Source organism: Mucilaginibacter sp. SG538B, assembly GCF_013376065.1.
GTDB lineage: Bacteria > Bacteroidota > Bacteroidia > Sphingobacteriales > Sphingobacteriaceae > Mucilaginibacter > Mucilaginibacter rubeus.
The window spans coordinates 1,857,293-1,873,504 of sequence record NZ_JABMJI010000001.1; the positions used below are offsets into that span (position 1 = coordinate 1,857,293).

General features: G+C 42.7%; 10 protein-coding genes. 3 read left to right on the forward strand and 7 right to left on the reverse strand.

Going from position 1 to position 16,212, the window contains the following annotated elements; genetic code table 11:
- Window positions 1–34 precede the first annotated feature (34 nt).
- The 3 genes from FHW88_RS07530 to FHW88_RS07540 are packed head-to-tail and all read left to right on the forward strand — an operon-like array spanning window position 35 to window position 5,278.
- Window positions 35–1,180, forward strand: a complete 1,146-nt coding sequence (locus FHW88_RS07530) for a glycoside hydrolase family 88 protein (RefSeq protein WP_176624328.1) — start codon at window positions 35–37, stop codon at window positions 1,178–1,180.
- The gene (locus FHW88_RS07535; protein WP_176624330.1) at window positions 1,180–3,651 is read left to right on the forward strand and encodes a glycoside hydrolase family 31 protein; all 2,472 of its coding nucleotides are present in this window, start codon (window positions 1,180–1,182) and stop codon (window positions 3,649–3,651) included. The genes FHW88_RS07530 and FHW88_RS07535 overlap by 1 nt, the downstream gene beginning before the upstream one ends.
- 19 nt (window positions 3,652–3,670) lie before the next feature.
- Window positions 3,671–5,278 (forward strand): arylsulfatase, encoded by a 1,608-nt coding sequence (locus tag FHW88_RS07540; protein WP_176624332.1) that lies wholly within the window; start codon window positions 3,671–3,673, stop codon window positions 5,276–5,278.
- Window positions 5,279–5,472: 194 nt separating this feature from the next.
- Here FHW88_RS07540 and FHW88_RS07545 read toward each other — a convergent pair whose 3' ends face one another.
- From FHW88_RS07545 to FHW88_RS07575, 7 genes are all read right to left on the reverse strand, one after another.
- Window positions 5,473–7,380, reverse strand: a complete 1,908-nt coding sequence (locus FHW88_RS07545) for a PAS domain S-box protein (protein ID WP_176624334.1) — start codon at window positions 7,378–7,380, stop codon at window positions 5,473–5,475.
- Window positions 7,381–7,522: 142 nt separating this feature from the next.
- On the reverse strand, window positions 7,523–7,774 hold the full coding sequence (locus FHW88_RS07550) for a hypothetical protein (RefSeq protein ID WP_176624336.1): 252 nt from the start codon (window positions 7,772–7,774) through the stop codon (window positions 7,523–7,525).
- A 117-nt stretch (window positions 7,775–7,891) separates the two neighbouring features.
- Window positions 7,892–8,746 carry an SDR family oxidoreductase gene (locus FHW88_RS07555; protein ID WP_176624338.1) on the reverse strand — a complete coding sequence of 285 codons (855 nt, stop codon included), beginning with the start codon at window positions 8,744–8,746 and terminating at the stop codon, window positions 7,892–7,894.
- Between the two features lie 298 nt (window positions 8,747–9,044).
- Complete coding sequence (locus tag FHW88_RS07560; RefSeq protein ID WP_176624340.1) at window positions 9,045–9,995, reverse strand: manganese catalase family protein; 951 nt, start codon at window positions 9,993–9,995, stop codon at window positions 9,045–9,047.
- Window positions 9,996–10,119: 124 nt separating this feature from the next.
- The gene (locus FHW88_RS07565) at window positions 10,120–11,805 is read right to left on the reverse strand and encodes a hypothetical protein (RefSeq protein ID WP_176624342.1); all 1,686 of its coding nucleotides are present in this window, start codon (window positions 11,803–11,805) and stop codon (window positions 10,120–10,122) included.
- 6 nt (window positions 11,806–11,811) lie between these two features.
- Window positions 11,812–14,718 (reverse strand): glycosyltransferase family 2 protein, encoded by a 2,907-nt coding sequence (locus FHW88_RS07570; RefSeq protein ID WP_218117139.1) that lies wholly within the window; start codon window positions 14,716–14,718, stop codon window positions 11,812–11,814.
- 74 nt (window positions 14,719–14,792) lie between these two features.
- On the reverse strand, window positions 14,793–16,055 hold the full coding sequence (locus FHW88_RS07575; RefSeq protein ID WP_218117140.1) for a glycoside hydrolase family 2 TIM barrel-domain containing protein: 1,263 nt from the start codon (window positions 16,053–16,055) through the stop codon (window positions 14,793–14,795).
- Window positions 16,056–16,212 lie beyond the last annotated feature (157 nt).

Here is a 16,212-nt window from a genome sequence, read left to right on the forward strand (position 1 = left end):
TGTCTTTTTAGAATGGATATATAAACTCTACGATATGAATAAATTATTGCTTACAATAAAAACGGTATTAAGCGCATGCGCTGTTATGGGTATGATAGGTAGTGCATTTGCCCAACTGCCTGCAAAAACAGAGGTGTTGGCCGGTATGAACCTGGCCAATAATTATTTTATGCAGAAATGGCCGGATCCGGGAGCGTCTGTTACCGTAAAAAATGTCACCCGTACCAGCAATTTGTGGACGAGGGCTGTTTATTACGAAGGGCTGATGGCGATGTATAAAATCGATCCTCAAAAAAGGTACTATGATTATGCAGTTGATTGGGGCGAAAAACATCAGTGGAGCCCTCGTGGCGCTGTTGATACCCGTAATGCCGACAATCAATGCTGCGGGCAAACCTATATCGATCTTTACCTGATTGATAAAAAGCCCGAACGGATTGAAAAAATAAAGCAAAGCATCGACCTGATGGTGAACAGCGAAAAAAAGGACGACTGGAACTGGATAGATGCACTGCAAATGGCTATGCCGGTATATGCCAGGCTCGGTGCAGTGTATAACGACAATAAGTATTATGAAAAGATGTTCGACATCTACAATTACTCAAAAACCATTCACGGCGGTAAAGGATTGTACAATACAGCCGATCATCTTTGGTGGCGTGATAAAGACTTTGTACCTCCATATAAAGAACCTAACGGAGCGAATTGCTACTGGTCGCGCGGGAATGGTTGGGTATTGGCTGCCATGCTGCGCGTGTTAGAAGTTATGCCTAAAAATGCACCTCACCGCAACGAGTATCTATCGGTATATAAAGAAATGATTGAGGCTTTGGTTCCATTACAGCGTGTTGATGGCTACTGGAATGTGAGCCTGAAGGATTCAACCAATTTTGGCGGGAAGGAATTGTCTGGCACAGCCTTGTTTACTTATGGTATGGCCTGGGGAATTAACCATGGCATCCTGAAAAAGAAAACCTATTTGCCAATAGTTTTCAAAGCATGGAATGCCATGGCAAAAGAATGCCTGCATCCGGATGGCATGCTCGGCTTTGTGCAGGGCACAGGCAAGGAACCCAAGGATGGCCAGCCTGTTGGCTATAACAACGTGCCCGATTTTGAAGACTATGGTTTGGGATGTTTCCTGCTGGCTGGCAGCGAAGTTTATAAACTGAGCAAGTAATGAAAAAGGTATCCTTGTTTTTAGCCTTTGTTTTATTAATAGCGGTGGCTGCCTCTGCGCAAACGGGTATTGGCAGCAATAAGTCCGGCTATAAAAAGCAAGGCAATGCATTGTTGTTCAGTAATGCTAATGGCGATGTTAAAATTGAATTTTGCTCGCCCTCAATGTTCCGCGTAAGGGCGAGCTGGAGCCGTACATTTTCGCCCGATGAGCATTTAATGCAGGAGACTTATAAGTGGCCCGCTGTTGATTATAAAATAACTGATGCTAAATCGGCATACATAATCCAAACATCGGCGTTGATTATTACGGTGTTTAAATCGCCGTTTATAATCAATGTGGCTGATAGTAAGGGTGTGATGTTATCATCAGAGTATGTGCCTGATAGTAAGCAGAACGGCGGTTTGCATCACATGGGCGATACCGTGATGTGTACCAAAAACTTGTTACCCGATGAGCATTTCTTTGGCTTTGGTGAGCGTATGGATTTTACCGACCAGCGTAACAAACTGGTAAAGCTCAATGTAGGTAGGGGCAAAAGCAAAAACAACTTGCTTGGTGCCTATAACATCAACGAGGCCAATTATTGCCCTGTGCCATTTTTTATGAGCACCAAGGGATATGGCATATATCTGCACAATTCATCGGCTACCGAATGGGATATGGGTAGCAAAACTGATGATGAATACAGCTTTAAAGCGAATGATGGCGAATTGGATTATTACTTTATTTACGGTTCAACGTTCCCGGTTATTTTAAGCAGTTATTTAAGCATCACAGGTAAATCGCCATTGTTGCCAAGGTTTGCCTTCGGTTTGCATATGGGCACTTATAGCGGCGGCACCTGGGGGCATGAGGAACTTACTTCGGATAGGTATGTGATAGAACTGGCCCGTAAGATGCGCGAGATGGGCATCCCGGTTGATATTCTTTTTCTTGATTCCACCTGGCGCTTGTTTGGTAAAAAGGGGGGTAAGGGGGCCACGACCTTTGAATGGCGCGAAACATTTAAAGGCCCTAAAGCCATGTTTGATAGCCTGTATACCATGAACTTTAAAATGGTGGGGCTGCATATCCGCCCAAGGTTTGATAACGCTAAAAATCTGAACCTGCTTGATGAGGCACAGGCTAAAGGTTTTACTTATCCCGAAAATGGCAAACCAGGCGAATTTGTGAACTTTTTTGATCAGCAGGCTGCAAACTGGTGGTGGGATAACGGCGTGATGAAAGTAGCCTCAATTGGTGCTAAATTCCTGAAAACAGATGAAGGCAGTGCCTTTGGCTCATTAGCCAATGAAAGTGAAAAAGTTGGGCCTACTGGTAGAGAAGTGGCACAACTTCATAATGTATTCCCTATTGCATATGCTAAAGCACCATATTTGAAATTTCAGCAATACAATGGCATTCGTGGTTTAAACCAAACGCGCGAAGGTTATTCCGGCATCCAGCGTTACCCGTTCATTTTTGCAGGCGACTGGCCAAGCGAATGGCAATACTTTGCGCCGGTTATAAAAGGCGGATTAAATATTGGCATGTCGGGCGTTGGATATTGGGCACATTGCATGGGCGGTTTTGAACATGCGGCGGATCCGGAGTTGTATATGAGGTGGGTGCAGTTCGGTATGTTCAGTCCGGTGGCTATGGTTTTTGGCATGGACCATCCGGGTTATAAAGAACCCTGGAACTATGGGGCCGAGGCATTAGCCAACTTTAAAAAATACGACGATCTCCGTTACAGGCTGATCCCCTATATTTACAGCAACGCATATACACAATATCAAACCGGTATGCCACTCATGCGTGCTTTGGTGCTGGAATACCAGGACGATCCCAATACCTATAATGTAGCCGATCAATACCTGTTTGGTGATAATTTGATGGTTTGCCCGGTAACTGTAAAGGGCGCTCAAACACGTACTGTTTACTTACCAAAGGGGATTTGGTTTGATTATTGGACGGGCATAAAATATACCGGAAAGCAATATATCCATATCCTGACCCCTACAGATCATCTACCCATTTTTGTAAAAGCAGGAGGCATTATCCCAATGCAACCGGCCATGAAATACATGGATGAAAAACCGGTAGATTTGATAACGTTGGACGTGTTTTTGGGCCAGGCATCTGAGTTTAAGTTGTATGAAGATGATGGCATTACCTTAAAATATCAGCATGGGGATAAGGCAATCACTCATGTTACATTGGTAAATGGTGACGGTGGCTGGGAATTGCAGATTAAGAAACCATCCGGTAGTTTTATCCCCGCGCAGCATACCTATCTGGCCAAAATACATTGGGCCGGTGATAAGGAACCTTCTTCAATAACAGAAAATAATGAAACATTGAAAGCGGCTGATAATGTTGACGCATTAGACAAAACAGCTGGCTGGTATTATGATAAAATCAATCATTTGCTTTGGATAAAAACATCCCATAGTAACAGGGATGATATTACCCTTAATTTTAAATAGATTGCGATAATCGTCTCCTATGAAAAAGTTCCTTCAAACCATCTTTCTTTTTGCAGTAGCAAGCAGTTCAATATTTGCCCAGCATAAGCAACCGGCTAAGCGACCAAATATCATTATTATTTTGGCCGATGATATGGGCTACTCGGATATTGGCTGTTTCGGCTCTGAAACCCAAACGCCCAATCTTGATGCGATGGCCAAAGGCGGTTTGCGCATGACCCAGTTTTACAATGCGTCGCGCTGTTGCCCAACCCGGGCATCGTTACTCACCGGGCTTTATCAGCACCAGGCTGGGGTAGGTGATATGGTAAACCACCGGGATGTGCCTGCTTATCAGGGCTACCTGAACCAAAACTGCGTAACCATAGCCGAAGCGCTTAAAGATGGCGGCTATAATACGCTGATGGCAGGCAAATGGCATGTGGGTACAGACCTCTCGCGCTGGCCGGTTAAACGCGGGTTTGATCATTATTTTGGTTTAATAGATGGGGCAAGCAGTTATTTTAATCCAACAATGCCTTATCGCCCTAATCAAAAACTTACCATTGCGTTAGACGATAAGGAATACACACCAGGGCCAAACTGGTATTCAACCAATGCTTATGCCGATTATGCCCTTAAGTTTATTGAAGGTAATAAAGGCACGGGCAAGCCATTTTTCCTGTATATGGCTTTTACCAGTCCGCACTGGCCAATTCAGGCACTGCCCCAAGATATTGCTAAATACAAAGGCAAATACCTGAAAGGTTGGGATAAGCTCAGGCAGGAGCGGCTCGAACGTCAAAAGCAATTGGGGATCATTGCTAAGGATGAAAGACTTTCGCCGAGGGATAAGAGCGTACCGGAATGGGATAGCCTTACCCCGGAAGAAAAAGAGCAGTTTGATACCAAAATGGCTGTATATGCTGCAATGATCGACCGGATGGATCAGAACATAGGTCGCATCAGGAAAAAACTTAAAGAGCTGGGTGAGGATAAAAATACAGTGATCATGTTCTTGTCAGACAATGGCGCCAGTAATGAAACTATCTCGGGGCCGGGTTTTACCCCCGAGGTACTGGCTGCAAACAGTAAGCCTGCAAGTGACCCAACTTCTTTTACATCGTACGGGTCATTGGGGGCCAATGTAAGCGACACACCTTTCCGCTTATTTAAACACTGGGAATATGAAGGGGGGACAGCTACCCCTTTTATAGCTTATTACCCCGATGTGATTAAGCCAGGGTCAATAGTCAATAGGCCTGCCCACATTATTGATCTGATGGCTACCTGCCTTGATCTGGCCGGTGCAACTTATCCTAAAGTTTATCATGACAATAACATTACACCTACGGAGGGTATAAGTCTTGTCCCCGTATTCAAGGGGCAAAACTGGAAAGGACACAACGGGCTGTTTTTTGAACATGAAGGTAACCGTGCTGTAAGGCAGGGCGACTGGAAACTGGTATCGCAACGCCCCGAAAATAAATGGGAACTCTATAATATCAGCACCGACCGTTCCGAATTAAATGACCTGAGTGCCCGATATCCTCAAAAAGTAGCCGAGCTTGAAGCAATGTATAAGGCATGGGCCACCAGGGCAGGAGTGGTGGAGTTTGATAAATTAGCAAAAGCAAAAGGCGAATAATTAAATAGTATTAATCATTTGCTTATGCGGCAACAGAGCGATAGCGGCTATAAAATTAGCTGTAAACTTTGTGCATTAAGTGTCCAGCTTTATCAATAGCAATATTTCAGATCAGGTCCACATGAGCCGCGCAACGGATAACGCCAGGATTATTGATATTGGGTGGAATCGGTAGGGTTGGGCAGATGGAAGACTTACAAATTATCGGGTGATTCAGCCCGGGGAAGCGAAAAATAAAAAGTTGATCCCTTATCCAATTCACTTTCAGCCCAGATTTCACCGCCATGCCGTTTAATAATTTCGGCACTGAGATAAAGGCCGATCCCGAAACCGGAAATATGGCGTGTATGATTGGTTTCAACGCGGTAATACCGGTCGAAAATATAGCCGAGATCATCGGGCTTTATGCCCATGCCTTCATCTTTTACACTCACTATTACCATATTGCCATTGAGTTTGCAACCGATATCGATCTGGCGGCCTTTAGGCGAGTATTTTACGGCATTACTGATGAGATTGGAAATAACGGAAATGATCTTATCCCGATCGGCATTAACCGTGAGGTTACTACATTCTTTAAGACTGAAGACATGGCTCGTTACCGTTAGCTGGGTTTCCTCCAGTACTTCCTGCAGTAATTGCCCCAGATCGAACGGCTGCTTCTCAATTAATAATTTACCGGCTTCGAGGCGCGAAATATTAAGGAAACTGTTGATCATAGCAGCCATCCGCCTGGCTTGCTGATTTGCCTTCTCCATCGCGTCGGAGAGGAATTGATCTTCACTCTGCGCCAATTTCTTTTGCGCAACCTGTATGATCGCGGCTAATGAGGTCAGCGGCGTTTTCAGTTCATGGCTCACCATACCGATAAAGTCATTTTTGCGTTGTTCCTCCTGCTTTTTATCGGTGATATCGCGTGCGATCTTGGATAAGCCGATTATTTTCCCCTGCTTATCCATAATGGGAGAGATGGTTAGCGAAACATCCAGTAACCGCCCATCTTTGGTTAGTCTCCTGGTTTCAAAGTGATCAACTCGTTCGCCTGTGTTTAACCTGGAAAGAATGCGTGGTTCCTCGTTTTGCCGGTCTTCGGGAATGATCTTGTAAATTGTTTGCCCTATCATTTCCTCTGCTGTGTAGCCAAACATTCGTTCGGCCGCGGCATTCCAACTGGTGACCACACTTTCCAGCGTTTTGCTTACAATGGCGTCATCCGAAGTTTCGACGATCGCGGCAAGCTTTGCGCTTTTTTCTTCGGCCTGTTTAATCTCGGTAATATCCAGGGTTATGATAAGCCCGGATTCTACAATGTTGTCGTCATTTTTAAGCGGCACAAAATGGATAAGATAAAATTCTCCCGTTTCTGCCTTTCGCTCTATAGAAAACTTTTCGCCGGACAAAACCCTCTCATATAAATGCCTGGAAGCTTCGTAGCGTTCGGGCGAAATCTCTGACGGATGCTTGCCTTCATAATCGCGCCGGTCATAACCCATCCTTTCCATAATGTCGCCTTCAATGGCCATATACCGGTGGTTCCGGTCAACGACGAGGATCAGCGAACCTGGAATGTTCAGTGCAATGGAGCGGAAAAGTTTTTCACTCCGCCGGAGATTTTCCTGGGTTTCCAGCAACTCCTCGTTGGTTGCGGCCAGTTCTTCGTTGGCAGCTGCATACTCTTCATTGGTAGCGGCCAACTCTTCGTTAATGGCTGCCAGTTCCTCGTCCAGCACCTCTTTGGTGTTTTCTAATATCCATATGGCTATGTGAGTGACCTTGCCCTTATTGTTTTTTACGGGCTTATAAACAAAGGTAACGGGTACAATCTCTTTCTTCCCGTTAAGCATTTGTATCATCGTTCCTTTATCATCCTGGTGCTGCCTGCCTTCTACTGCCATTTTCAGTGCCGACTCATCACCGGGTTTTGCAAGGGTAAAGATTTCCCGGTAAGATTTCCCTGCCAGGTCTTCAGCCTGTTTATTGATCAGCTTTAACAAATGAATATTAGCTGCTTCAATGGTCATACTTTCCGCATGAAGTATACAAATGCCCACAGGTGCGTGGAGTATGATCGAATATAAATCTTCCTCGCCGGCTATCTGCATATAAGTAATAGGTAATTTCTTATGGATAAATATAAGTTAAATACAAATTAACGGGATTAAAAAAAATTAATTTACAGGTTATAAAAACTGCAGACAATAAGTATCGGGTTTCCTAACGCGAGGCAGTTTTACTGACAGTGCCTTATTTTTTAGGCAGCTGGCCGCTCGGCGGCACGTTGCCTTTCGATGTGGTATCTCCGCTTAAGGAATCCTGTAGATGTTGTTTCCTTGTACTGTTTATAGTGTTTGTGTCGGAAATGGATGGTCCGCCGCCCCTGTTTACACTGCTGCTATCGGTAGAGCCGCCTATTTTTCTATTTCGATCGGCAGGATTACAGCCGGTGCTGACGTAAAGCAACAGAGCGACCGCAATAATTAGATTTGTTGTTTTCATGGTGATGCTATTATAACGTTTAAAAAAAGGTGATTGTCTTTTACTGCTAAACAAGCCTGTCTGCCCGGAGGAAGATAACTGATGCCGCTCTTGGGTTTACTTTTATCAGATGTCACCTTATCCGTTTACTACTTCGCCGCCGTTAACATGGATTACCTGGCCTGTAATAAAGGAAGAGTCGTCTGAAGCCAGGAAAACATAGGCGGGTCCAAGCTCAGAAGGCTGTCCGGCACGTTTCATAGCCGTTTCACTGCCAAACTTTTTGATCTTTTCTTCGTCGAAGGTGGATACAATAAGCGGTGTCCAGACGGGTCCGGGCGCTACGGCGTTAACGCGGATCCCTTTTTCTGTCAGGTTGGTAGCCAGTGATCGCGTAAACGTGGTGATAGCGCCTTTGGTTGATGAGTAATCAATAAGCGAAGGCGAAGAGCGATAGGCCGTTACCGAGGTGGTATTGATAATGCAATCGCCTGCATGCATATGATCTAATGCAGCTTCTGCAAAATAAAAATAGGCAAATATATTGGTGCGGAAGGTAACATCCAGTTGCCCGGTGTCAATCGCCCTAACGTCTTTTTGCGGAAACTGCATACCTGCATTATTCACCAGGATATTCAGCTTGCCAAATTCTTTTATAGTTTGTTGTACCGCGTGTTTGCAAAAGGCGGGGTCTTTTACGTCTCCTTTAATGAGCAGGCATTGCTGACCTGTTAATTCAACCAGGTCCTTTGTTATTTTGGCATCTTCATCCTCATCCAGGTAAACAATGGCCACATTGGCACCTTCCTGCGCAAAATGTACACTTACCGCGCGGCCAATCCCACTGTCGCCTCCGGTAATCAGGGCTATTTTTCCCTGCAACTTGCCGGCAGCTTTATAGTTGTCTTTAATGTATTCCGGAGCCGGATGCATCTTTGCTTCAATGCCTGGCTGCCTGTCCTGTTTTTGCGGTGTTTCTTCTTTGGTTATCATAAATTCTTAAAAAAAAAATTTGTTGTTGAGTTGATTAAATAAAACGGAATGCCGACTCTTATTAGAAGTTGTTTAATTAAATAATGATTTTTTTTCTTAAATGTTTATAATATTGAAAAAATTAGAAAATGTTTTGTAAGCACGGGAGTGCAGATCTAATAAACTTTCTTTAAAATCGATCGATATAAAGCTCTCGAAAAGGGGGGGAAGTCAGCGGTATTAAAAACGCCTGGGCAACTGTTTAGTAAAAGCCGTCATCAGCAGGATGACGGCTGGTAGCATTGTTTTTTTTAGTATTTCAGACTCTGTTATTATTATCAGGATAAGTACTCCATTGCGCCACGCCTTCGGGTTCAGAGTCCTTTACTTCGGTGCTTTTTTCCTGGCTCATTTGCTTATTCAGCTTTTCGGCCTGTTTAAGTTCCCTCGCCTTATCGTCTTCCAGTTGGGTGAGGCCCTGTGTTTCCCTGACGTGCTTTACCGGGTCAGCTATGTAAATGAATTCTTTTTCCAAATCGGGCATTTCGCCTTCATTCCACGGGCCGTGAACGTCGGCACCATTAGACATATTGAAATACTGCTGGGTAAAGCGTGGATCGGCTGCCAGTACCCCTGGTGGAAAGTTTGGCTGGATATCGTTTAAAGCCGCTTCGAACATCTTGTAATGCGCCACTTCACGGGTCATCAGGAAGGACAGTGTTTCGTGGATGTAAGGATCATTGGTAAACTTCATCAGGTGTTCATAAACCAGTTTGGCGCGTGACTCTGAGGCAAGGTTACTGCGAAGATCGACGGTCAGGTCGCCATTTGAATGGATATAACTGGCACACCATGGTATACCCTGGCTGTTGCGGGGCGTAACACCGCCGCCCGTAATAACGCCAAACTGTGGATTGGCGAATACTGCCTGGTGAATAATATCTTCTTTGGCAGCTTTACCATTCAAAACCTGCATGATCTCGGAACTGTCGGCAGCATTCTTAAGCTCGCCATTAACGCCTTTGAGCAACATTTGAATAGTGGCGCCCACAATTTCAAGGTGACTGAATTCCTCGGTGGCGATATCCATCAACATATCATATTTGTCGGGGTATGGTACCTTGGCACCAAAGGCCTGCGTGAAGTATTGCATGGCTGCGGCCAATTCGCCATTCTCTCCGCCAAACTGCTCCAGTAATAAATTGGCAAACTGTGGGTCGGGGCGCGACACGCGCGCGTTAAATTGTAGTTCTTTTACATGGTGAAACATAACATTTGATTTTAGAGTAGATAGTGTTATGATACAACCATGGGTAATGTTTTATGTTTTATAATTTAATAAATTTATTTAATATGAAAATGTAAGCGATCTATTTTACAAATCGTTAATATGATTACTGTTTCAATAAACTACAAAATTTGAGCATCGACTGCGGAGTAATACTCCAGTTAGGGGCTTTAATATCACCCCAGGCTTTGGGGTTGTCATACAAATTAAAGTAACAAACGCCAAAAATATGAGGGTTTGCATTTATTGTTTCAGCGGCATCGACAAGCCATTTGTCCTGGAAGCTTTCTGATCCCTTTACACCAAATTCGGTTATGAATAAAGGCTTATCAAGAAACCTCATCCGAAAATATTTTCGGTTAAATATGGTGCTAAAGGCTTCCTGCTTATCCTGGTCGGTAATGTTTTTATCCGGCAAACCGTAAATGGCTATACTGATATAATCTACTACATCGCTTCCGGGCCAAAAATCTGCCGAGCCCCGGTCGCCGGCAGGTCCCCAAACCTTTCTGACATTTTTGCCCGGCCCTCCGTCAAACTGCATAAAATATCTGAAGGCGTTGATGTAGTTAACGGGATCCTGACTTTGCCACTTGTACCGGTGGATCGGGATCTCCATTTCATGCATCCATCTGAGATAAACGATATTCGGTGTGGCAGAAATTATATTAAATAATTTTTTGATTTGCTTGTTATAACGGCCGTTTAAAATACTTTCCGTGACAGCAGTATCCGGTATTCCGCTGGTGTCACGCCATGGTTCCATGGTTACAATAACGTCATGGTGACGGCTAATGACCTCGGAGAATTTTTTCTCAAAATCGCCTCTTTCAACTTCGCCCCAATCTGTAAAAAGATGTTCTACACTAATTCTCGGTTGATTGAGCAGTTTTTTATTTGGGTCAAATACCCCAATCTTGAGCGATGTCCTTACCGGCTTTTTAGCGGCACTATCCGCGTAGTTGTCGGCACTGTATACGGTATTCCGGTATTTTATAAAGTAGTCTTTTTGTTGGTTTAGCCAACTGTATTTAAAAGGTGTTTTTCCGGTATTATTATCTATGATCAATACCGGTTTGTCTATAAACCTTAAGCGATGGAGCTTATGTTTTAACATATCAGAAACCGTGCTGTCTTTTGGATAAAAGTGAGTGGTATCTTCTGATTTGCTTCCAAGTGTTATACTTACATAATCAACAGTCCTATTGCCGGGCCAGTATTCGGTATCACCGGGATAACCAGACGGCCCCCAGATGATTTGTGCCTTTGGGGCAATCATTTTAATTTTTTTTGAAAAATAATTAAATGAAGTAATATAGTCTTTAGGCGATTTATATTGCCAGGGAAATACACTGGCCGGTACTTCCATGTCAGGGTTCCAGCGGATAAAAACCTGATGGTGACTTTTTGCAGCCAAAACAGCCAGTTCATGGATCTGCTTATCAAAACTGCCGTTAAGCACTTCAGTTAAAACGTTGTTTTGATAATTTACGCCTTTAAGCCAGGTTTCCACGGTAATTAATACATCGTTATCAGCCAAAGCTGTTTCAACATTGCCCCGGCTTGACCTTATAGCTGTATTTTTAAACACTGCCGTGTAACAAATAATGGGTTTGGCCGGTAAGGTATCACTTAAATTCCTGCGGTTAAATATGCCAACCACCTGTTCGTTGCTGCGGTAGTAGTCATTTGTAAAATAATCACTGCGGAAAAGTTTAATGCCCCAAAAGGATATAACGAAGATTATACCTAAACTGATCGCTAAATAAATCTTTACGGACTTTTTTTTCATTGACGATTAATTTTGAAGAGGGGTATTTAATGTTGCGTAGTCAACAGTTACATTATCGCCATCGGTTGCCACAAGGTACAGCCTGTATCTGTCATCATTTTTTGGGATTGTGAGGTATACGTCCGGACCGCCTCCTACCTTTTTCATGCCGGTAGCATTACCCAAATTGTCTGTTTTGACAAGATACCATTCAAATTTCAATCCGGTTTTTAAATACGCGGCGATGTTCCAGTGACCGTAGGAAAATACCAGGGCGTTATAGCGCAGGGATGCTCCGGGAGTAGTTGTTAATGCAGGTTTTAATATTTTAATATCGGGCAAATTATAGACAGGTGTATTGCCATTCCAGTTCCTGCTTATTTTATAAAGGTAACGTTTATTTCTGCCCCATACATCTTTTAAACCGTCAAACGTGACAGCAGTGCCGCTTTGTTGATCCTGCCAGTTAGCGTAAAAAATTCCGCCGGAATGCTGGACACCTTCAAGTGCACCGGGATCAGTGCAACTGAAAAAATAAGGCGTTTTAAAATCACGGCTAACATATTTCAATGACAGTTTATTATCAATAATTACTCCGAAAGCATCAATTGCCGGTATTTGCCCCTTTAATATTTGCATAGCAGGGTTAAGTGTGGGAGAGGATAAAAGGTCGATGGTTAATGGCCTTGTTGGGTCTTCATGTTTAATTTCATTTACCAAACGTTTTAACAAATTGATATAATGCTGTTGGGCCTGGTACAACTGTGGCCCATGATAAAATTGAGATAGTTGCTGGTAGGTACTATTACCTAAGTTCCAGGCACTGATGTTAGGGTTTGATTTATTTTTATTTATGGTGTTAAGGATGATATTGAATTGCTCGTGCAGGTAGGTGGTATCATTAATGAAGCTTGATGGGGCAGGAACCCAGAAGCTATAATTAATTTTTAAGCCCTTTTGTGCCGCTGCTTCAAAAATTGAGTGGTCGTAAATATTAGGTCCATATATTTTTATGGTATTTATCCCCGCTTTTCTAATGTCTTCAAAATCATTAACTATGATTTTTTTGGTGAGCGGGGCTATGTTCTTGTACCAGTAGTTTCCTTTAGAGTAGATTACGCCTTTTACTGAAGAAAAAAATGGAGGGTTTACTGATAAACGTTTTTGACCGGTGACTGGATCTTGTTCAATAATATTTGTCGAAGTATCTGAAGACTTTCTCGAAGCGCTATTATAAAGTCGCGATTGCCTGATCAATTGGGATAACCCGGTGGTATCTGATGAGGAGATGAACTCGGCAAAAGACTTTTTGCTATTATCATTCTTTGCATCGAAACCACGCGCAACATTAAAACTTGTATCTTCATCCGTTTCCTGAGAAGCATATATGCAGATGCCAACCACTAATATGCTAAGTATCAGGCTAACTTTCCTTACACCGAAATATATCTTTCTTCTTAATAGCCAAAAAAATACTTTAACATGCTGTATTTTTGAAACAACTGTAAATAATGTTGCATGTTTATCCAGGTAGGCCTGAAACTTGAGTTCTGAACTCGCGATAAGCATAAATATCATGAACATACAATTCAGGCCAACGATGCCGGACATAAAAAGTGTATAGGGGTTCCAGTCGTTGTAAAGGCCGTAAATAATAGCCGCGATGGATACAACCAACACTACAATATTGGGTAAGTTGTTTTTTAAATTTTTTTCATCTTTGATATCCTTGGGGGTTGCTATGTAGGGAACGTTCTTCCTGATAATAGTATAGACAAAACCTAATATAAAAACCCACCATGTACCTATGAGCAGTAATCCCCCCACCACATGAAACCCCCGCTCATTATCCTCCATTACCCATTGCTGAACAAAATGCCTGATCAGAACCACTGAAGTTATAAAAGGAACACTGATAACTAAAAACTCAGAAAAGTCCATCCTTAACGGGAAAGCATCTGTGAACAGTGATATGACCGGAATTGAGAAATTAATAAGAAATACAAAACCAGATAAGTAAAATAGAGGTAAAAGACCGTAATGAAGTTTCTGCCGCCAGTTGAATTTTCTAAAAAGTTTAACGTAGGAAGTCACCAGAAGCTCAAAAACACCCCGCGACCATTTCAATTGTTGCTTATAATAAGCTGACAAAGTAGCCGGAACCAGGCCCCGGGTCAATACAGCGGGTACATAAACGGATTTCCAATTGCGTGCATGGAGCTGCATTGCCGTATGCATATCTTCAGCCAGCCCGGCAGCATGCCCGCCAATTGATTCCAAAGCTGTTCGCCTGAAAGTACAATTGGCGCCTATAGCCTGCACAGTGCCATAACTGTTCATGCACATCATCATGGGGCCGTAAAACTGATAGGTTTGTTGTGCCGCGCCTTTAGCTATCCATCCAATGTCATGATTGTAATAAGCCTGCACAATTTGCACATAACCAATTTCGGGGTTATCAAAATGAGCTATTATCGGATCCAGAAATTCGGGTACGGGTATATGGTCAGGATCAAGAATTACACATAGTTCGCCTGATGACTGGGCTAACGCGTTATTAATATTGCCGGCTTTGGCGTTGATCTTTTTAGTTCTTGTTATGTGATGAACACCCAGTTCTTTACAAACTGATTTCAGGTAAGGGTCATCGGCCTCGTCACATAAAAAGGTTTCGTGAGGATAACGTATAGCCTGAATTGCAGTAAGTGTTTCAACAATCATTTCATATGGTTCACCGGCGCAAAACGTGGTAAATATGTCTACCGTATATTGTTTCGTTATGGGTAAAACAGGCGGAACACTTATTGACCAATAATGATACCACTCATATATTACCTTAAAAAAGGTATAAACAAAGGTTGATATTAATAGCCAATACAGTGGCTGATAACCAATAACTGACTTTCTGAGCAGGCTATGTATTAAAAAAAACATACAAAGCAAACCGATGATAATCATCAGCCTTAAATAAAATAATTGCCGTTTGGAAGGTGGTTTTATAATATTGTTCATGGATTTTTTAATACATAAAAGGGAGTGTTTGAGGTAGCAAAAGAGCCCTTTTGATCATATACATAAACCAATAAGCGATAAGGGCCTTCTTGATCCGGTACTTTAAACTTCAAGTCCGGTCCGCAATGCCCGATTATTAAATTTTTAATCTCCTTTGGTTTCTTTTGGTTAAAAACGCCATTGGGTTTGAACCAATCCTCCGCAAATATTTGCCATTTAAATGTTAAGCCGGTAGTATCAGGATCTTCAAGATACACTTTGCTGTTTATTGTTATGCCGGGCTTAAACAAGATATTGTCCCTGGCACCTTTTCCATCTACCAGCATATATTTCAATGCAGGGGCCTTCTTAGACGCTTTTTGGCCCGTCCAGATATAATGCATCACCTGAACGGCCTCGGTTTCAGCGCCATTTTCATCAAACAGACTGAACCAGGTTGGCGTTAGCTCCTGTTTTTGACCCCAATAAAACACCATCGACCCCAGAAACCTGGAGTTATTAACCGGCATATACTTTTTATAGGTATAAAGATATTGCTCAGCCTTTTTGGTACTGGTATTTTCAATATAAGCCCCCCAGGCATTTTGATTGTCCGCGACCCAGGGCCCTTCAATTCCCCATTCTGTTATCAGGAACGGGCCATCCCAAAACCAATTGAATTTTTGAAGATCTTCATTTAATGTTTGTATCGAGCCAAAAACATTGAACGAGATGAAGTCAATATTCGTCCGTAGCTTAATATTGACAATGTTTTTCTTTTGAAAGGACATAATGGTTGTGGTAACCGGATGCTGCGGATCGTCCTGATGGATCATATCAACCACATCATTAAATATGGTATAAAACTGATTGTATTTCGGTTTGTAAGGGAATGCAAGCTCATTGCCCAGGCACCAACTCAAAAGCGCGGGGTGATGCTTAAACCTATTTACAATACCGGCAATAGTCTTCACATGGGCACTGGCTTTGGGTGTTTTATAAAAGTCATCTATACTTTCGCTTGGTGGCATTGGCAAACCTGCTATTACAGCTAAATGATGTGCCTGCGCCGAATCTAAAATACTTCCTAAATTTAAGGTGTCCCAAACCCTTATCGTATTGCCTCCAGCCTCGTTTAACTGTTTTAAATTTGTAAAACCGGAAGCTCCTTTTATGAAAAATGGCTCACCATTACGGTACAGCGAATATTTGCCATTTTCGTTTTTGATGTAAACTCCATTTTTATTGACATTGCGAGGCTGTGATCGATTACAAGACAAAAAAGAAAGGCAAAGTATCAGACAACTAATAATTAATCGTAAAAGAGGACATCTCATAAATAGTAGTTCGGTTCATTTAAAAATGCAAACGAAATTTTTGTAGCTACATATAAAACTCTTCGCCTTTTAATAAAAGGAAATTCCAACTGCAGGTTTT